Origin of the sequence: Sorangium sp. So ce362 (assembly GCF_051519845.1) — a bacterium.
Classification (GTDB): Bacteria; Myxococcota_A; Polyangia; order Polyangiales; family Polyangiaceae; genus Sorangium.
The window spans coordinates 3,313,347-3,331,711 of sequence record NZ_CP150332.1 but is presented as its reverse complement, the minus strand read 5'-3'; the positions used below and the strand labels follow the sequence as shown (position 1 = coordinate 3,331,711).

Here is an 18,365-nt window from a genome sequence, read left to right as displayed (position 1 = left end):
TGTCGTTTGCTGTCGTTGCTGTCGTCTTCCGCCCGCTTGGGCTCATGCATCCATCGCCGGGGCGGCGCCGGGCCGCGCCGGCGCCGCCGCGTCGACGGCGGCGCGGAGCGACGTGGCGAGCGCCGGCTTGCCGATCAGCGCCTCGCGGGCGCGCTCCCTCCCCTGCCCGATGTGCTCGCCCCCGAACGACAGGTGCGCGCCGCTCTTCTCCACGACCCCGAGCTGGCAGGCGAAGTCGATGAGGTCCGCCGCGCCGTCGATGCCCGCTCCCCAGCGGATGTCGAACTCGGCCTCTCTGAAGGGCGGTGCCATCTTATTTTTGACCACCTTGACCCGTGTCCTCGATCCTATGGCCTCATCGCTCACCTTCACCGGACCCACCCGGCGCACGTCGAGCCGCACGCTCGCGTAGAACTTGAGGGCGTTGCCGCCGGTCGTCACCTCGGGGTTGCCGAAGACGACGCCGATCTTCTGCCGGAGCTGGTTGATGAAGATGAGCGTCGTTTCCGTCCGGTGACATATGCCCGTGAGCTTCCGCAGCGCCTGGCTCATCAGCCGCGCCTGGAGGCCCATGTGCGACTCGCCCATGTCCCCCTCGATCTCGGCCTTGGGCGTCAGCGCAGCCACCGAGTCGACGACGATCACGTCGACGGCGCTCGAGCGCGCGAGCATCTCGACGATCTCGAGCGCCTGCTCGCCGTTGTCCGGCTGCGAGACGAGGAGCCTGTCGATGTCGACGCCGACCGAGCGCGCATACGTGACGTCGAACGCGTGCTCGGCGTCGATGAACGCGGCGACGCCGCCCATCCGCTGCGCCTCCCGCATCGCGTGGAGCGTGAGGGTGGTCTTCCCCGACGACTCCGGGCCGTAGATCTCCACGATGCGCCCGCGCGGGTAGCCGCCGATCCCGAGCGCCGCGTCGAGCGACAGCGATCCGGTCCGGATCAGGCCGATGTCGCGGGTCTCGTTCTCATCGTTCAATACCATGATTGCCCCTTTCCCGAACTGCTTCTCGATGCTGCCGACGACGGTCTTCACGGTGCGGAGCTTCTCAGCGATCTCGGTCATCATGTTGGTCTCTTCCTCTCGACGTGCGTTCGTTGCGTGTTGCGTGTTGCGTGTTGCGTGTTGAACGTGCGCGTCCCCGAGCGCGCGAACAGCCGATTCAGCGCGGCCGTCGGGGCGGCCGCGATCGCGCCTGCGTCACCGCGGGCGCAATGGTCTTGGATCGCGCGGCAGGCTCAGGCGCCCGCTGCGGCGGTGGCAGGCGGAGGGCCGGAGGCGGCCTCGCGGTCGAACAGCCGCGCGCCGATCGCCTCGGCCACGTGCGCCGCGCGCACGGCGCAGGTCCTGTCCATGTCGGCGAGCGTCCGGGCGACCCGCAGCACCTTTGTGTACGCCCGCGCCGAGAGGCCGAGCCGCTCGACCGCCGACGCGAGCACGCGCGCACCGGAGACGTCCGGCATGGCGACGCGCGCGAGATCGCGCGGGCCGAGCTCGGCGTTGTGCGTCGCCGCGACCTCCCCCGCCTCGAAGCGCGCGCGCTGCGCGGCCCGGGCCTCGACCACGCGCGCCCGCACCGCCGCGGAGCTCTCGGGCGCGTGCAGCGACGACCGGCCGTCGACCCCCGACGCCCGGAGCGGCGCGCACAGGTGAGCGACATCGACGGGAGGCAAGGCGATGTGCAGATCGATGCGATCGAGCAGCGGCCCGCTCAGCCGCGCGCGATAGGCGCGCACCCGGTCGAGAGAGCAGACGCAGCGGCTCCCGCGATCGCCGTAGAAGCCGCACGGACAGGGGTTGATGGCGGCGACGAGGACCGGACGCGCAGGGAAGATGACGCGGGCGCGGGCGCGGCAGAGGGCGACCGTGCCCTCTTCGAGGGGCTCGCGCAGCGCCTCGAGGACGCCGCGGCGGAACTCGAGGAGCTCGTCGAGGAACAGGCAACCATGGTGGGCCAGGGAGACCTCGCCTGGGCGGATCGGATCTCCGCCGCCGACGAGGCCCGCGGCGCTCACCGTGTGGTGCGGGGCGCGGAAGGGGCGAGCCGCGACAAGGCCCCTGTCCGGAGAGAGCAGCCCGGCGACCGAGTGGATCGCCGTGATGTCCAGCGCCTCGTCGTAGGACATGGGCGGCATGATGGTGGGCAGTCGGCGAGCGAGCATGGTCTTCCCGCTGCCCGGCGGGCCCATCATGATGAGGTTATGTCCACCGGCAGCCGCGATCTCGAGGGCGCGCCGCGCCCCGTGCTGGCCGCGGACCTCGGCGAGGTCCACCGCCGCGCCGCCCGGCTCGGCGGCGACCGTGGCCATGGATCCGGCGCCGGGAAGGGCCTTGTTGCCGCGGAGGTGCGCGACGACGTGGCCGAGGTGCTCCGCGATGAGCACGTCGACGCCGGCCACGCTCGCCGCCTCACGCGCATTGCCGTGGGGCACGATCGCGCGCAGGATCCCCTGCTCCGCCGCGCCGCGCAGCGCCGGCAGGACGCCGCGCACGGGGCGCACCGCGCCGCTCAACGAGAGCTCGCCGAGCAAACCGATCTTGTCGAGCCCCTCGGCGGGGACCTTGCCTAGCGCCGCGAGCGCGGCGATGGCGATGGCGAGGTCGTACGCGCCGCCGCTCTTCTTGAGGTCTGCCGGGGCGAGGTTCACGGTGATCACGTATTCGTCGAGCTCGACGCCGAGTTGCTGGAGCGCGGCGCGGACGCGCACGCGGCTCTCGCGGACGCTCGCCTCGGCGAGGCCGACCATCTGGAAGAACGACGGACCGCGGCCCGAGTCGACCTCCACGCGGATGGGGTGGGCGTCGAGCCCGAGCAGAGAGAACGTGAGCGCCGTGGCCTGCATGCCGAACCCCTTTCGCGAACAACGTGCCAGGCGCGGATGGACGCGATTTCAGGGACTTACGAGGCGGCAGGGGTGGCGGACGCGGCGGAGGGGGTGGCGGCCGCCAGGGGAAGTCGCCGTGACCGAGGCGCTCGTCCCCAGCCCGGCGAACCAACGTCGGCTTCGCGACAGGCCAGCGCCGCCGCTCGCCGTTCCTCGGATGGGTGGCGACTTGGCGCCTTCCGTAAGTCTTACGCGCGCCGGACCTATTTCGTCAGGAGTAGCAAGAAAGAGGCTCTCGCGGATCTTTCGTCTGATGGGCGGACCTCATCGGACGAGGATCGAATTCGAGACTTGATGCCTCGCCAAATTCGCGCCGTGCTGAGCGAGGCCATGCTCGCCTCGCTCAGGGAGCTGGCCATGGATCCGAGCAAAGCCCCTGAAGCCCCAGCGTCTCGACGTTTCCGGCTCTTCTTTGAAAAACGGGGGAGGGCCGAGGGCAAGGCTGAAGGCAAGATCGAAGGCAAGCAGGAGGCTCTGCTCGCTGTGCTCGACGCACGCGTGCCTGTCGCTGACGCCGGAGGAGCGGGCTCGAATCAAGGCCTGCACAGTCACCGCGGAGCTCTATCGATGGATCGCCCGCGCCTGAGCGGCTTTCTCGCGCACCTCGCGCTGAATCAGGAAAGCGCGGCTTCATGAGGCGCGCCAGGCAATCAGGGCCGAGCGGCGTTGACAGCGCAGATCGCGCTTCGACCCCGGACGAGGACCTCGACTGCCCAGAGCCCCCCGTCGACCTGCCCTTCGCGCTGGAGGCGCCACATCAAGGCCCATCCTCCGGGACTCACCCACGTTCCCTGTCCGCTCGAATCGCCACGCATCTCCCCGTCTGCCGCTCACCGGCAATCACGCGCTTTCGCCAGCTGAGCGAATGGAGCGACCACCGAGAGAGACTCCCGGGCGCCGTGCCTCCGGGTGACGCACGCCCCGGGCACTCCCGTTGCAATGAACCACGGCGGGGGACCACGGCGAGGGATCGCGACGATGCGGCGGGCGCTGCATCGCGCACCCCGTCCCTCCATCGAAAGGCAGGTTACGTATGGGCACTCCTCGGAAAATCCAAGCTGGGCTCGCGCTCGCGCTCGTGACGGCGTTCGCGTCCCTGACCGCATCCGCCTCGGCAGACGATGCCGCACCTGCGAGCGAAGACACCTCGCTCCGGCAAGCAGGGCTCCAGTGCACCATGTCGTCGGGGTTCAGCCCGACCGGGAGAGAATGGGGGCAGGTGTACATGACGCGTACCCCGGGGGTCTGTCAGCGAATGCGCCTCGGCGGCTCGGCGCCGATGGACTTCCCGTCCTGCCATCAACGCGGCAGAGAGCTCGGGTGCCACACCATCGTCGATTGATCCAGGAGACCACCGGCTCGCGGTGACCCGCGCGCCGGGCGCACCGCGCCACCTCGATCGATCGCCGCGATGCTCGATCCCGGCCGCTGCGACCCCCCGTCGCGCTGCTCGGGCGCGCTAGGGCGCGCGGTACCTCGCCACGACGATCGTGATGTCGTCGTCCGGGCTCGGGCACCAGCCCGCGACCTCCTCGAGGATCCGGTCGCGGATCGCGTCGACGGGCGCCGTCTGGACAGCCTCGATGACGGCGCACAGCCGCTCCAGCCCGAACTGCTCGTGATGGGCGTTGCGCGCCTCCGTCACGCCGTCGCTGTAGAGCACGAGCACGTCCCCGTCCCCCAGGAAGAGCTCGGCATCCCGCGTCATCGCGCCGATCTCGGGCAGCGCCCCGATCCAGACCCCGGAGCTCGGGATGCACGCGCAGCGCCGTGTGCGCGCCGAGCACACGATCATGTCGTCGTGCGCGCCGGCGAACGTCACCCGCCCGTTGCGCTCGTACCGGAGCAGCACGAGCGTCGCGTGCTCGTCGCGGTCCAGGCGATCGCGGACGTTCTTGTAGACCGCCTTGTTGAGCACAGCGACGATCTTCGCCGGGCTCGCGCTCGGGTCGTTGCACGTCAGCGCCGACACCATGCTCTGGATCATCAGCATGATGAGGCCCGCCGCGAGGCCGTGCCCGGCGACATCGCCGATCCCGAGCCACCCGCCCCCGGGCGTCGCGATGACATCGTAGTAGTCGCCGCCGACCTCCGCCGCCGGCTTCATCACCGCGCAGAGATCGAGCCCCTCGATCGAGAGCTGCTTGGGCACCAGCGTGGTCTGGATGCGCGCCGCGACCTGGCTCTCCTGGCGCACCCGCTCCTGCTCCAGGCGCTCGCGCAGCTCCACCTCCCGCACGACGTCCCGGTGCAGCGCCGCCGCCTTGACCGCCGAGCCGAGCTGGAGGCGCAGCACGTCGTAGCTCATCTCGCTGGCATGGCTGTCGAGCACCGCGACGCCGAATTTCTCCACATCGCCGAACGCGACCGGAAGGAGGACCATGCTGCTGCGCTCCGCGTCGTCCAGGAACCCCGGGGGCGCGAGGTTGCGCGCCGGGAAGCTCACCGGCGGCGCCTCCACCTCGCGGCCGTCCTCCATCAGGAACAGCGGCTTCAGCGTGGCGCGCTGGGCATCGTCGTAGAGCGACACGGCCACCTGCGAGAACTGCATCCTCGGCAGCTCCGACGCCAGGAGGCCCTTGAGCACGGGCAGGCTCAAGCACGCGGCGAAGCCCCGCGCGCCGTACGTGACGTCGATCGCGGCGAGCTCCACGCTCAGCCGCTGCTCTCCCTCGACGTGCACGGACTCGCTCCCGATCAGGATCCGCGCGGCGTGCCAGAGCTGCTCCAGGGCCGCCGCGTCGCCGCCCGCCGGCGACGGGTGGACCCGCGCGCGCAGGAGCGAGATCACGGCCTGGAACTGGTCGAGGAGCACGCCCTCGTGCCTCGCCTCGTCGAGCAGCTCCTGGAGCGCGCGCAGGAACCGGCCCGTGTCGCCCGCGAGCTCCTCCTCCAGCGCGGCGAGCAGCTCGCCCGCCCAGCCGTCGAGGGCGCCGATCGGGATCGCCACGCTCCTCCTGAGCGCGCTCTCCAGCGACGCCCGCTGCTCGGCGACCGCGCCCGGATAGCCCCGCGACGACGGAGCCGGCGGCGGGGTCGTGTCGCCCGCGTGAACCCAGCAGCCGCAGGACTCGCGCCGCGTGAGCTCGACCTGGACGAGCTCCAGCGCCGGGACGGGCTCGCCGCCGATCATGCGGAGGACCGTGCTCACGGCGATCCTCCCGAGCCGCTTGATGGGCTGGTGCACGGTGGTGAGCGACGGCTTCGTGAAGCGCGCGATGCCGACGTCATCGAAGCCGCACACGAGGACGTCCTCCGGGATGCGGTGCCCCTCCTCCTTGAGCACCTCGATCGCCCCGAGCGCCATCCTGTCGTTGGCGGCCACCACGGCGTCGAAGCCGACCCGGCGCGCCAGGATCTCGCGCATCGCGTCGCGCCCGGTCGGTATCGTGAACGCGCCGACCGCCATGAGGCGCTCGTCGCACGGGAGAGCCCGCGTCGAGAGCGCCCTCCGGTACCCGCCGGCGCGCAGCTGCGCTTCCTCGCTGTTGACCGGCCCGCCGATGTACGCGATGCGCTGGCGCCCGTGCTCATCGGCCAGGTGCGCGACCGAGATCTCGCTGCCGAGCGCGTTGTCGACCATGAGGCTCGGCACGCCATCGATCGCCATCCCGAGGCTGCACACCGGCAGCGGCGCGAACGACCGGCAGAACGCCCGCATGACGTCGACGCCGCCGTAGTGGTGGGAGAGCGTCGACGAGGCGACGATGACGCCGTCGGCCGTGTCCTGGCCGATGAGGTGATAGAACGTGCTCCGGTCCGCCTCATCCGGCCGGAGGCCGCTGGACGGGTCGCCGAAGGCCGTCAAGAGGTTGACGTCGTGCACCTCGGCGGCGCGCTCGACCCCGGCGCGCAGCTCCGACTGGTAGTCGCCGACGACGTTGTTGATCAGAAACGCGATCGTCCGGCGCTTCCTCGACATGACCTCAGGCTCTCGGCTCATGCGTCGGCGATCGAAGATGTTGGGTCCGGTGGTCGATACGAGCCCTCCAGCCTACGGCGTCCTCGGGCCGGATCCAATCCCCTCCTGCACCCGCCGCCGTCCGGGGGGTATGTGGGCGGGACGCGCGTCGGAGAGCCCTCGACCGAGGCGCGACCCGTGAGCGCCATTCGTATTCCCCACCACACACGAGCCCGTCCCCCCGCCCTGCCTGTGCCCCGCCGCGGCCGGTAGGCGGCGGGGCACAGGCGACTCGAGGCGGAACACCGGCGATCCGCGCGGTGCGCGCGACTGACACGTTGACGAGCAACCGCGCCTCCTCACCTCCGCGCCTCCCGCCTCCCGCCTCACACACGCGACCAGCCGCGATGACGCGTCATTCCTGTCGACGCCTACATCAGCGGCGTGGAGGTGGAAGCGGACATGGACTCGGACATGCGAGCTTGTCGAGCGGCACCCCGGCGAAGTACTCCATGACGAGCGCCGCCCCGCCCGGGATGCTCTCCAGCCGGTCGGCGCGAACGACGCTATCGAGGTTGAGGTGGCGCGAGATCTCGAGCTCGTGCCGGAGCTGCGCGACGTGCCGCTGACCGGGGTGCTCACCCTTCACCACCTTGATCGTCACCGGGGTACCGTCTGCGTCGCGTCGTGCGCGGTAGATTACGGTATCGGCGGTTTCGCACATCAGCTCAACCAGTGTGAAGGGTAGATCTCCGATCCTGGTCTTGCGCATGGTTTGTCGATGCTTGCATGGGCAGAACGCCTGTGGCAAGCGTGTAAGCTCGCCGCGGCAAAGCGGGTGATGTTCGCCGCGGCGCGGTTATCGCGAGTCCGGTCGGCGCGATACCGCGGCTCGCGGAGCGTGGGTGAGCCAGAGAACGGTTGGCCTCGGATCGAGGCGAGTGAGCACGTCGGAGAGATCGGTCGCGCCGAGGATCACACCGGCGATCTTCGCCGACGGCTTGCGCGCGGACAGGCGGGTGAGGGCGACGATGAGGTCATTCGAGCCATCGATGGCGGAGTGGACGTCCTGGGGACGATGCGTGCGAGGGGCAGGGCGCCGAGGATGAGCCCCTCCGGTGGGGCGGGAGAGGTAATCCGCAGACCGGAGCACACACCCGCGCCAGGCGGGCGAGCCGGCTCTCCCGGCGCGGCTCACCCGCGCCGGCGGCGCGGCGTGGGCCGGCGCCGACCGGCCCGCAGCGGGCGCGAGGGCCGGCGCCGACCGGGCCGCAGCGGGCGCGAGGGCCGGTCGCGCGCGCCGCGATGGCGGTGGGGGAGTATTCGCGCGATCGACGATGCTAGGCTGCGCGCCCATGGGAGTCCGGATCATTCCTCTCGGCGGCCTCGGCGAGGTCGGGATGAACGCGATGCTGATCGAGGAGGGGAGCCGCCGCGTGCTCGTCGACTGCGGCGTCATGTTCCCCAACGACCAGGTGCTCGGCGTGGAGGTCGCGATCCCCGACCTCAGCTACGTGCGCGAGGTGGGCGGGATCGACGCGGTGCTCGTGACGCACGGCCACGAGGATCACATCGGCGGCCTGCCGTCGCTGCTGCGCGAGTTCCCGGTCCCCGTGTACGGGACGCGCTTCACCCTCCGGCTCGTGCGCGAGCGCCTCGTCGAGCACGGCATCGAGGTGCCGCTCCGCGAGGTCGAGCCGCAGCAGCACTTCACGGCGGGCCCGTTCCGCGCCGAGCCCCTGCGCGTGACCCACTCCATCCCCGACGCGGTCGGCTTCGCGATCGAGACGGGCGAGGGCATCGTCATCCACACCGGCGACTACAAGATCGATCTCACCCCCGTGGGCGGCGACCGGCTCGACCTCGGCCGCTTCGCCGAGTACGGCCGCGCCGGCGTGGTGGCCCTCCTGTCGGACTCCACCAACTCCGAGCGCGACGGCTGGTCGGTGAGCGAGACCGCCGTAGCCGAGGGGTTCGTCCGGCCGTTTCGCGAGGCGAAGGGGCGCATCCTTGTCGCGCTGTTCGCCTCCAACGTCCACCGGGTCCAGAGCGTCCTCGACCTCGCCGCCCAGCTCGGCCGCAAGGTCGTGCTCGCCGGGCGCAGCCTCGCGACAAACACGCGGATCGCCGAGGAGATCGGCATCCTGACCATCCCCCCCAGCGTGCTCGTCGACGACGCCACGGCGGCCACGCTCCCGCCCAAGCGCCTCATCGTGCTCGCCTCGGGCGCGCAGGGCGAGCCGAACAGCGCGCTCGCGCGCATGGCCGTGGGCGACCACCACCGGCTGCGGGTCGACCCGGGCGACACGGTGATCTTCTCGTCGCGCGCGATCCCCGGCAACGAGATCGCCGTCAGCCAGCTCGCCAACCGCCTGGCGAGGCGCGGCGCCGTGGTGATCGATCGCGGCCTCGATCCGATCCACGCGAGCGGCCATGCCCAGGCCGAGGAGCAGAAGATGCTCCTCGACGCGGTCCGGCCGGAGCACTTCGTCCCCATCCACGGCGAGTACCGGATGCTGCTCGCCCACGCGCGCACGGCGCTCCGGATGGGCGTGCCGGCGTCGGGGGTCTTCGTGATCGAGGACGGCGAGTCGCTGGTCATCGAGGAGGGCCAGATGCGCACCGGGGACGCGGTGAAGAGCGGGCGGGTGTGGCTCGACGCGCGCGGCGGGCTCGACGTCTCCCAGATCGTGCTGCGCGAGCGCGAGCAGATCTCGGATCAGGGCCTCGTGATGGTGCTCGTGGTCGCCGACCGCAAGACGGGCGAGGTCCTGCGCGGCCCCGAGCTCCTCGGGCGCGGCGTGGCGCACTTCGAGGAGGGCGGCCCGCTGTTCGCTGCCGCGCTCGCGAGCGCGCGCGACGCGCTCGCGGCGCTGTCGCCGGCGGCGCGCACCCTGGGCCCGGCGCTGGAGGACGCGCTCAGCCGCGGCGTGCGGCGGGTGTTCCGGCGCGAGGCCTCGCGGCGCCCTGCCGTGCTCCCCCTCGCCGTGCTGCTGTGACGTCCGGCGGCTCTCGACCGGGCAGACCAAGGCGGACGCGGACGCGAACGCGAGCGCGAACCAGGAGCGACCTGGCGCGGGGCTGCTCTGACAGGCAATCTGGAGCCTCCTTGCGCTGGCCCCTTTCCCGAGCGCGGCGAATGATTACGGTGCACGGACCGGCGGAGCCCCTTTGCTCTGCCGCGGCACGGCCGGCGTCGTTTGGTGGTTTCTCCTGGGGGATGTCCTCCAGGGCTTCGTGCTCCGGTGAGCGGCCGGGCGGACCACCGCGGCGCGGCACCCTGGTGGAGCGATCGAGATGAAGGAGAAGCCCATGAGCTCGCTCCTGGCGGGCGAGACCGAAACGACAATTCCAGAGGAGCGGGACGCGCGCGCCAAGGTGCAGCTCGACGCCGGGTTCGGCCGGGTTGCGCCGTCGCGACGGGAGGCGCCCGCTGGCGGGCAAGCTGCGCCGTCCGCGCGGCCGGGCGAGGACGTGACCGAGATCTACCTTCAGGAGATCTCGCGCAACGCGCCGCTGAGCCGGGATCTCGAGGTGGAGATCGGCCGGCGGATCGAGTCGGCGGATCGCGCGGGGATCGAGGCCTGGGTCGCGTCGCCCGTCGCGCTGCGCGAGCTCGCGGCGCTCGCGGATGACCTGCAGGAAGGTCGGGTGGGCGTGGGCGATCTGCTGCTGAATGCGGACGCGGACGACGAGCTGCGCGACGCGGCGTCCGTGCGGCTCGCGCGGCTGCTCGGGCTCGCGCGAGCCGCGGCGGAGGCCGGCCAGACCGAGCCGGGCGGGCAGCGCGCCCGGGCCGACCTGTCGGCCGGGCTCACCGACGTGCGCCTGGGCCCCGCGGTGGAGGAGCGCCTCGAGCGCGCGCTGTGCGAGGCCGCGGCCGCGGCCGACGGGCCCGGCCGGGAGGCGATCGACGGGACGCTGGCGGCGATGCGCGTCGCCCGTCACGCGGCGGCGGCGGCGAGGGCGGACATCGTCCGCGCGAACCTGCGGCTGGTGGCGGCGGCCGCCCGGCAGCTGCGGCACCGCGGCGTGCCGCTGCTCGACCTCATCCAGGAGGGCAACCTCGGGTTGATGCGCGCGGCGGAGAAGTTCGATTACCGGCGCGGTTATCGGTTCAGCACGTACGCCACGTGGTGGATCAAGCAGTCGCTCGCGCGCGCGCTGATCTATCAGGGCCAGGTCATCAAGGTGCCGGTCCACTTCGCCGAGACCCGTCGTCGGGCGCTGCAAGCGCGCAAGGAGCTGGAGCAGGAGAACGCGCGCGAGGCGGCGCCGGAGGAGGTCGCCGAGCGGAGCGGGCTGTCGATGGAGAAGCTCCAGACGTTGCGGGAGATGGCGTTGCCGCTCGTGTACCTGGACGCCCCGGTCGGGGACGACGACGACGGCCCGCGCGCGGGCGATTCCTTCGCGAGCGAGGATGCGGCGCCGGACGAGCTCCTGGTCCACCGCCGCCTCCACACGCAGGTTCGCTCGCTGCTCGAGTCGCTGACGCCGCGCGAGCGCGAGGTGCTCCGGCTCCGGTTCGGCCTCGACGGCGAGCAGACGCACACGCTCGCCGAGATCGGCGGCATGTTCTCGGTGAGCCGGGAGCGGATCCGGCAGATCGAGGAGAACGCGCTGAGCAAGCTGCGGACGCTGTCGCGCAGGCAGGCGCTCGACACGCCGCTCGGGGGTTGACGAGCGGGTCGAGCGGGGTGCCGCAGGCTCAGCGCTGCGCGTCGCCGCGGCGGAACTCCGCCGTCGCCTCGTCGAGCCGGGCCTTGAGCTGCGGATCGAGCGCGAGCTCGGCCGCGGCGAGCGTGGCGTCCAGCTGGTCGGGCCGGCTGGCGCCGATGATGGCCGAGGTGATGACCGGGTTCGCGAGCACCCACGCGACGGCGACGGTCGTGAGCGATTGGCCTGCTTCGGCGACGATGCCCTGCAGCTTCTCCACGGTCGCGAACGCGCGCTCGTTCCAGTAGCGTTGCTGGTAGTTGCTCGCCGCCGCGCCGAGCGTGAAGCGCGTGCCCGGCGTCGGCTCGCCGCGGCGGTGCTTGCCCGTGAGGAACCCGCCGGCGAGCGGGTTGTACGGAATGACGCCGAGCCCCTCCTCCTGCGCGAGCGGGAGCAGCTCGCGCTCGATCTCCCGGAACAGCAGCGCGTAGCGCGGCTGCACGGACACGAGCTGCGCGAGCCCGCGCGCCTCGGAGCGGCCGAGCGCGCGCGCCAGGCGGTACGCCAGGTAGTTGGATACGCCGATGTACCGCGCCTTGCCGGAGCGAACCACGGTGTCGAGCGCCTCCAGCGTCTCGTCGATGGGCGTGTTGCGGTCGTCTGAGTGGAGCTGATAGAGATCCACGTAGTCGGTGCCGAGCCGGCGCAGGGAGGCGTCGATGGCGTCCAGGATGTGCTTGCGCGAGGCGCCCTGATCCCACTCGTTCGGGCCGACGCGGCCGACGCACTTGGTGGCGAGGATGAAGCGGTCGCGCTTGCCCTTGAGCCAGCGGCCGACGATCTCCTCGGTGCGCCCGGCGGTAGGCAGGCCGCCGCCCAGCGGATAGACGTCGGCCGTGTCGAGGAAGTTGACGCCGGCGCCGGCGGCCTTGTCGAGGATGGATCGGGAGGTCTCCTCGTCCGTCTGGAAACCGAACGTCATCGTGCCGAGACACAGGCGAGAAACGGTGAGGCCGGTACGGCCGAGGCGGGTGGTCGGGAGGGTCATGGTGTTCCGTGATTTCTTCGGGAGTGGCCCGTAGGGTTGTGGGCAGGGTGGCTCGGGATGTCAATCGGGCACGCCGAGCGGAGTGAAGCGCCTTGGGAAGAAAGGAGATGGCCGAGCGGCGGCAGATCAGTAATAGATCGGCCCGACGCTCCCGCCGCCGGCGACGACGGCATCGCCGTTGATCGCGACGCTCCTCGGCGAGGCGAGGAACGTGACGACCCACGCGACCTCGCGGGCGTCCACGATGCGGCCGATGCTCACCGAGGCGGCGAGATCCTTCTCGGACTCGGACCGGGTGCGCTCGGTGCGCGTCGCGCCGGGGTGCACGACCGTGACGTTGATCCCCTTCGGGCCCAGCTCGTCCGCGAGGTTCTTCGTGATCGCCGCCACGCCGACGTTGCGCAGGGTGGCGACCGGACGGCCGGTCTTGCGCACGGCCAGCCCGCCGATGTTGATGATGCGGCCCCAGCCGTTCGCGATGAGGTGCGGCGCGACGGCGCGCGCGGTCCGCAGATAGCCCACGACCTTGATGTTGATGTCCTCGATCACCTGCGCGTCGAGGATCTGGTCGAGGCGGGTGGCGGGCGAGATCCCGCCCGGCAAGGCGGCGTTGTTGACCAGGATGTCCACGCCGCCCAGCGCGGCGACGGCGCGCTCGACGAGCGCGTTGACCGAGGTCTCGTTGCCTGTGTCGACCACCAGCGGGACGACGCGGCGGCCCGTCTCCGCCGAGAGCTCGGCGGCGGTCGCCTCCAGCTTGTCCTTGCCGCGCGCGGCGATCACGACGTCCGCGCCCTCGCGCGCCAGCTCCCGCGCGATGGACTTGCCGATGCCGCGGCTACCGCCGGTGACGATGGCCCGCTTGCCGGTGAGTTCGAGGTCCAAGATCAGCTCCCTTTCATCCGCAGACACGACGCCTGGGTCGTCGCGCGTCGCGGGAGCCGCGGCAGAGCACGTTTCATTCCATGCTCTTCTCACCCCACCTCCGCAGGTGAGATGACACACGCCGGCCTGCGCGGCGCCCTGTCGTCCTGCGCGGCGCGCCTCCGGGCGGCATCGCGCCACGCAAGCCCGCCCGGCGGCTCGCCTGTTTCGCAGGCAGCAGGCTGCTGCCGCTGTGCTGCGGGCACAGCAGCCCGCCTATCGCGATCGGAGCCGATCGACGGCCGCGAGCACGCCCGCCGCGATCGCGAGGATCGGCGCGCAGACCACGCCGCCGAACCACGAGAGCGCGTAGGCGACGCCGAGCGAGGCGTCGCCCCCGCTGCCGGGCGGGGCGGTGCCGCTCAGCACGGAGACGTGCTCGCGCAGGCCGAGCAGGTGGCAGGCGGCGAAGGCGGCCACGAGCAGCGCGGCGCCGAGGGCGAGCAGGCGGCTCACGGGGCGCCTCCCGCGGCGGCGATCCGCTCCCAGAGCGGGCCGAAGCTCAGCGCATAGAGCAGCGCCGCGTCGCCGACCTGGTTGCTCGCGGCGTAGCGCAGCCGGCCGCCCTCGCGGATCGGGAACGCGGCCAGGTCGAGCGAGGTGAGCAGCGCCCCGAGGTACGGCGCGTCGCCGAAGGCCGCCGCGCCGAGCAGCGCCAGGCCGCTCGATCCGGCGCTGGCCCCGACGAGGGGCACGATCGGGCCCGAGTCCACGTCCTCCGGGCCGGACCAGGAGCGCGGCCACTCGCGCGCCCAGCCGAAGCCGAGGAGCTCCGCGCCGAGCTCACGGCGCGCCCGCGCGTACTGATCGCGCGCGAAATCAGGGTCGATCAGGAGCAGCGCGTGCGCGACAAGCCAGAGGGACGATCCCTCCGGGCCGTCCAGGATCCTGCCGTCGTGGGTGTAGCTCGACACGAGCAGCCCTGTCCTCGGGTCCACGAGGCGGGCGCGCGCCGCCGCGAGCCAGCGGCGACCGAGATCCAGGCCTCGGCGCTCGCCGCGCAGCGCGTCGGCCATGCGCATCGCGCCGAGGGCGAGCGTGTTGCAGAAGGTCCAGCACTCGTCGGGGTAGCTCTCGGCCGACAGCATGGGGCTCCGCTCCATGCGGGACCGCATCTCGGCGACGCGCGCGTCGAGCTCGGCCTCGAGATCGGCGCGCCGCGCGACCAGCGCGCGGGCGCCCAGCATGAGCGCGATCTCGCCGTCCACGAAGAGGCTGCGCGCAGGCTGCTGCACGAACGGCCCCCGCGTGGCGTAGGGCATCATGAAGTGCAGCATCCCCCGCTCGCGCTCGAGCGCGAGGGTCTCGTCGACGATCCGGTCGATGACGGCGAGGTGGCGCGCCTCGGCGCCTGGATCCCGCAGCGCGGCGTTGGCGAGGCCGAGGACGAGGAAGGTCCGTCCCATGAAATCCCACTCGGCGTTCGTGGCCCGCATCCGCGCGAGCGCCGCGTCCTGCGCGGCGCCGTCCTCGTCCCAGAGCGAGAGCTGATGCGCGAGCAGCGCCTCTCCGCGCGGCGAGAGCGCGCCGGAAGCGCGGTGCTCGCCCGGCTCGTGCCGGAAGAAGAGCTGGAGACTGGGAAGCCAGACGGCCGTCGCGACGAGCAGGGACAGCGCGACGGCGCCGAGCCGGCGCAGGCGGCCAGCGGCCCCAGGGCGGACCACGACGCCGGTGGAAGAGAGGTCGGTCATGAGACGGAGCGTGGCGCGGCGCCGTGGCCGGGCCGCGCGCGAGATGTGGCGGATCGGAGGAGGTCCCGGGGATCTTCGCGCCGGATGGCCGATCCCGTACGGCGCAAGGGTGGGTGCGGGGGGCGATTTGCCCCCGAAGGCGGGAAGGCAGGAAGGAAATCGTCAATGATCTTCCCGCCTTCCCGACTTCATGTGACATCTCTCCGGGCAAATGCCCCCACCACCCCATGGTGGCCGGATTGGATGGCCGCCTGTTCTGCAGGACCATCGCGATACGCTATCGAGCGTCGGGCGGCGGATTGACGGGGGCGACCTGGCGGAAGAGCTTCCTCACGACCGCGCGGGTCATGGCGAGGAGGTTATCGCCGGTGAAGCGGAACCAGAAGCCGACGTAGCAGCCGTTCGTGCGGAAGCCCGGGTTGACCGCGGCGTAACGCCTCGCGGCCGGGCGGTCGAAGTAGCGCGCTGGATAGCGGCGCAGCGTCTCCTCGGTGATGAAGATGTCGACGAAGACGAGGCCGGTCTCGTCGTCCACGCGGTAGTCGCTCTCCCTGGCGAGCGTGAGGAGCGCCTCGCGCACGGCCTCGTCCTCCGCGGTGCCCCGGCGCTTCGGATCGAAGAGCTCGTAGCGCGCGAGCGCCTCGGTGATGGAGACGAACCCGAAGAGGCTGGCGAGCGAGAGCCGGTAGAGGCGAGTCCGCGGCGCGCGGCGCTTCGTCTCGATCAAGAACAGGAGTCCGGAGGCGAGGTGCAGCCCGCGGGTCCGGAATTCGGGCGAGATCCGCAGCTTCCCGCCGACGATGGCCCGGCTGCGCGGCAGGGCGAGGGGCGCGGTCTTCCAGAACTGGAATCCGACGATCACCCCCGAGTCGACGCGGCGGAAGACATGAACGACATCGTTTGTCTCGGCGTGGACGCGGAAGTGATCGAAGTCCTCGGCCATGAGCGCGCTCGCGAGGGCGTGGAGCTCGCGCAGGCGCTGCTCGGTGAAGTCGCGCCGCTGCACGGTCTCGAGGCGAACGGCGGGGCGAAGCGGGGAGAGGCGGAGAAGGGTGTTCAGCATGGCTAGGGAGAACGGCCCTCTGCGCGGTAGCCCATGTACTTCAGGAAGCCGCGCGTGCCCTGGGTCCAGTTCTTCGGGCGGCCGGCATAGAGGTGATCGATGCCGTGGCGGGCGATGCGATCGCCGAAGTCGAGCCACGACGTGTCGCCCGAGACCAGATAAGCCGCGCCGAAGACGTGCGAGATGAGCAGGTTGAGCGTCCCCCACGCGCTGCTCTGGTACGCGACGTCCTCGCAGCCCCAGAGATACTGGAAGGCGACCCCATCGCGGTTGATCGCGTGGTCGCGGTACCACGCCGCGGCCCTGACCACGACCTCGGGGACGCGCGGATCGCGGAGGAGCAGCCACGCGTCCATCAGGCCCTCGACGAGCAGCGAGGTCATGAACGGCGAGCCCCCGCGCGGGCCCCGCCCGCACTCCTCGGGATCCGGAGCGTGGATGTCGTGCTCGAAGGCGCCGCTCCGGCTCGCGCGCTGCCACTCGAAGGCCGTGCCGATCAGCGCGACGAGGGCCTCGCGCACGTCGGGGCGCGGCTCGACCGCGTAGTAGCTGGCGAGGCCCATCAGCGTCCACGCGAGGTTGCGCTCGGTGCCCTTGATCTGCGGCTTGTCCCCTGCCCTCAGGGCGGGCAGGTTCCGCAGGTACGCCTCGCCCAGCCCGCGGAGCGCGCGGAGCGCCTGCGGATCGCCCGTGAGCAGGTAGTCGTCGAGCATCCCCTGGCCGAGCATGTTGCGCAGGTGCCTCCAGGCCATGGGCGTCGCCGGGTCCCAGCGATCGGCGCACGCGTAGAGGGCCACCTCGCCGCCCGCGAACCAGCGGAGCTCGTTCCCGCGGTACCAGGTCGACTCCTCGCGCGCGCGCCGGTACGCGCCGGGCGTGCCGTGGTGGATGAAGCGCTGGAACAGCGCGTGTGGCGCGTCGTAATAGGTGCGCTCCATGGCCGTCGCGCCGCAGCCGATGCCATAGGCCTGCCAGGCGGGCGTCATCTCGGCGAGGTAGCGCTCGCTCTTGTCCTCCCAGACCTTGAACGCCGTGTTCTGGTCCGCGGTGATCTGGTAGCCGATCACGCGGCTCCTCGCGTACCAGGACGGCGGCAGCCGGGCGACCGCGGGGCCGTCCGGGCTGGGCGCGAGCGCGCCGGCGTCGCGGCGGCCCGGCGCGCCGTACTCCAGGGAGAAGGTCGCCGAGGCGCCCTCGTCCAGGGAGGCGCGCCACGCCACCAGCACGGCGCGCTGCGAGCCGTCCGCGGGCCAGGTCGCGATCGAGGCGGCGTGGAGGCTCACCTCAGCGCCGGCGGGGTCGACGACGCGGAGGTGCGCCGGGTCGAGGAGCACGCCGGACGGGAACGGCACGCCGAGGGAGACGATGCCGTCGCGCAGGGCGCCGCGGTCGGCCGTGACCGTCACAGGCACCTGGCCTCGCTGCGCCGCGGGCCTGCTCCCGGCGAGCGCCGCGCGGTCCGGATGACCGGGGGCGCTGCTCGGGCTGGCGGCGCACCCCGCGAGGAGCGCGACGAGCAGGACGGGCGCTGGCGAGCCAGGCCCGAGGCGCGTGCGCTTGCGTGGGGTCGACATCGGCCGGGCGGCATCTAGAATAGCCGAGATGCCGCGGGAGAATACGGCATTCGGTCATCCCTGGTCTCTGCCCGGGCTCGCGCTGGTCGGTCTCGTGGGCTGCGCCGCGGCCCGGCCCTCCACGGCGGCGCTCGTGGACTCGCGGGGGATCAGCCCGCCGGAGCGGCCTCTCTTCGAGGTGAGGGCCGGCGAGTTCTTCTGCCGGTTCCACCACGGCGACCGCGAGGAGCCGCGGCTCCCGTGCCGGATCATCGATCCGGGCGATGGCGGGCGGCGGCTCGAGAGCGTCGGGGAGCCCCGGCGCATCGAGGGGGCGCTGACCCCGATCGATCACCGCAGCATCCGGTTCGAGGGCACGTTCGCCCCCGCGCCGGGCGCCGCGGCCGAGACCGTCACGGCCACGTTCGAATCGGTGGACTACCACCTGTACCGCGGGGCGCTGCGCGCGGCGGGGGGCGAGACATGGGTGACGCTCGAGTACCTGCCCACGCCGCAGGACATGAGCGGCCAGCCGGCGGCGGCGGCCGGACCCGGGGCGCGGCCGGAGAGCGCAGGGCGGCGCTAGAGCATCGAGCCGTTGAACGTCGTCTAGCCCCCGTATCTACCGGAGGCCGTCGGAA

14 protein-coding genes are annotated in these 18,365 nt (G+C 72.1%); 4 read left to right on the top strand and 10 right to left on the bottom strand.

Annotated features, from left to right (window positions below):
* Positions 1-42: 42 nt before the first annotated feature.
* The gene (recA, locus tag WMF17_RS13225) at positions 43-1,071 is read right to left on the bottom strand and encodes a recombinase RecA (protein WP_437602400.1); all 1,029 of its coding nucleotides are present in this window, start codon (positions 1,069-1,071) and stop codon (positions 43-45) included.
* A 170-nt stretch (positions 1,072-1,241) separates the two neighbouring features.
* Complete coding sequence (locus WMF17_RS13220; RefSeq protein WP_437602399.1) at positions 1,242-2,846, bottom strand: YifB family Mg chelatase-like AAA ATPase; 1,605 nt, start codon at positions 2,844-2,846, stop codon at positions 1,242-1,244.
* Between the two features lie 333 nt (positions 2,847-3,179).
* Here WMF17_RS13220 and WMF17_RS13215 point away from each other — a divergent pair, with 333 nt between their 5' ends.
* Complete coding sequence (locus tag WMF17_RS13215; RefSeq protein WP_437649713.1) at positions 3,180-3,524, top strand: hypothetical protein; 345 nt, start codon at positions 3,180-3,182, stop codon at positions 3,522-3,524.
* Positions 3,525-4,347: 823 nt separating this feature from the next.
* Here WMF17_RS13215 and WMF17_RS13210 read toward each other — a convergent pair.
* Entirely contained in the window at positions 4,348-6,831 is a 2,484-nt protein-coding gene (locus WMF17_RS13210) for a SpoIIE family protein phosphatase (protein WP_437649711.1), read from the bottom strand.
* Positions 6,832-7,225: 394 nt separating this feature from the next.
* Positions 7,226-7,561, bottom strand: a complete 336-nt coding sequence (locus WMF17_RS13205; protein WP_437649709.1) for a hypothetical protein — start codon at positions 7,559-7,561, stop codon at positions 7,226-7,228.
* A gap of 583 nt (positions 7,562-8,144) precedes the next feature.
* On the opposite strand from WMF17_RS13205, the gene WMF17_RS13200 reads away from it, so the two are divergent.
* Both WMF17_RS13200 and WMF17_RS13195 read left to right on the top strand, forming a co-directional pair.
* Positions 8,145-9,788, top strand: coding sequence for a ribonuclease J (locus WMF17_RS13200; RefSeq protein ID WP_437649707.1), 1,644 nt, complete (start codon positions 8,145-8,147; stop codon positions 9,786-9,788).
* 313 nt (positions 9,789-10,101) lie between these two features.
* Positions 10,102-11,469 (top strand): RNA polymerase sigma factor RpoD/SigA, encoded by a 1,368-nt coding sequence (locus WMF17_RS13195; RefSeq protein ID WP_437649706.1) that lies wholly within the window; start codon positions 10,102-10,104, stop codon positions 11,467-11,469.
* Between the two features lie 28 nt (positions 11,470-11,497).
* Here WMF17_RS13195 and WMF17_RS13190 read toward each other — a convergent pair whose 3' ends face one another.
* From WMF17_RS13190 to WMF17_RS13165, 6 genes are all read right to left on the bottom strand, one after another.
* Positions 11,498-12,493 carry an aldo/keto reductase gene (locus WMF17_RS13190; RefSeq protein ID WP_437602393.1) on the bottom strand — a complete coding sequence of 332 codons (996 nt, stop codon included), beginning with the start codon at positions 12,491-12,493 and terminating at the stop codon, positions 11,498-11,500.
* A 126-nt stretch (positions 12,494-12,619) separates the two neighbouring features.
* Positions 12,620-13,378, bottom strand: coding sequence for an SDR family NAD(P)-dependent oxidoreductase (locus tag WMF17_RS13185; RefSeq protein WP_437579931.1), 759 nt, complete (start codon positions 13,376-13,378; stop codon positions 12,620-12,622).
* Between the two features lie 255 nt (positions 13,379-13,633).
* Positions 13,634-13,873 carry a hypothetical protein gene (locus WMF17_RS13180; protein ID WP_437649704.1) on the bottom strand — a complete coding sequence of 80 codons (240 nt, stop codon included), beginning with the start codon at positions 13,871-13,873 and terminating at the stop codon, positions 13,634-13,636.
* On the bottom strand, positions 13,870-15,108 hold the full coding sequence (locus tag WMF17_RS13175) for a hypothetical protein (RefSeq protein ID WP_437602391.1): 1,239 nt from the start codon (positions 15,106-15,108) through the stop codon (positions 13,870-13,872). Before WMF17_RS13175 ends, WMF17_RS13180 begins: the two co-directional genes overlap by 4 nt.
* Positions 15,109-15,385: 277 nt before the next feature.
* The gene (locus WMF17_RS13170) at positions 15,386-16,171 is read right to left on the bottom strand and encodes a hypothetical protein (RefSeq protein WP_437602390.1); all 786 of its coding nucleotides are present in this window, start codon (positions 16,169-16,171) and stop codon (positions 15,386-15,388) included.
* A gap of 2 nt (positions 16,172-16,173) precedes the next feature.
* Positions 16,174-17,745 carry a hypothetical protein gene (locus WMF17_RS13165; protein ID WP_437602389.1) on the bottom strand — a complete coding sequence of 524 codons (1,572 nt, stop codon included), beginning with the start codon at positions 17,743-17,745 and terminating at the stop codon, positions 16,174-16,176.
* A gap of 28 nt (positions 17,746-17,773) precedes the next feature.
* Here WMF17_RS13165 and WMF17_RS13160 point away from each other — a divergent pair, with 28 nt between their 5' ends.
* Positions 17,774-18,310: a hypothetical protein gene (locus tag WMF17_RS13160; protein WP_437602388.1), complete on the top strand. Its 537-nt coding sequence runs from the start codon at positions 17,774-17,776 to the stop codon at positions 18,308-18,310.
* Positions 18,311-18,365 lie beyond the last annotated feature (55 nt).

Coding starts and splice junctions, on each gene's coding strand:
- WMF17_RS13195 (WP_437649706.1), top strand. CDS start 10,102: ATGAGCTCGCTCCTGGCGGGCGAGACCGAAACGACAATTCCAGAGGAG.
- WMF17_RS13200 (WP_437649707.1), top strand. CDS start 8,145: ATGGGAGTCCGGATCATTCCTCTCGGCGGCCTCGGCGAGGTCGGGATG.
- WMF17_RS13165 (WP_437602389.1), bottom strand. CDS start 17,745: ATGTCGACCCCACGCAAGCGCACGCGCCTCGGGCCTGGCTCGCCAGCG.
- WMF17_RS13190 (WP_437602393.1), bottom strand. CDS start 12,493: ATGACCCTCCCGACCACCCGCCTCGGCCGTACCGGCCTCACCGTTTCT.
- WMF17_RS13160 (WP_437602388.1), top strand. CDS start 17,774: ATGCCGCGGGAGAATACGGCATTCGGTCATCCCTGGTCTCTGCCCGGG.
- WMF17_RS13220 (WP_437602399.1), bottom strand. CDS start 2,846: ATGCAGGCCACGGCGCTCACGTTCTCTCTGCTCGGGCTCGACGCCCAC.
- WMF17_RS13210 (WP_437649711.1), bottom strand. CDS start 6,831: ATGAGCCGAGAGCCTGAGGTCATGTCGAGGAAGCGCCGGACGATCGCG.
- recA (WP_437602400.1), bottom strand. CDS start 1,071: ATGATGACCGAGATCGCTGAGAAGCTCCGCACCGTGAAGACCGTCGTC.
- WMF17_RS13170 (WP_437602390.1), bottom strand. CDS start 16,171: ATGCTGAACACCCTTCTCCGCCTCTCCCCGCTTCGCCCCGCCGTTCGC.
- WMF17_RS13205 (WP_437649709.1), bottom strand. CDS start 7,561: ATGCGCAAGACCAGGATCGGAGATCTACCCTTCACACTGGTTGAGCTG.
- WMF17_RS13175 (WP_437602391.1), bottom strand. CDS start 15,108: ATGACCGACCTCTCTTCCACCGGCGTCGTGGTCCGCCCTGGGGCCGCT.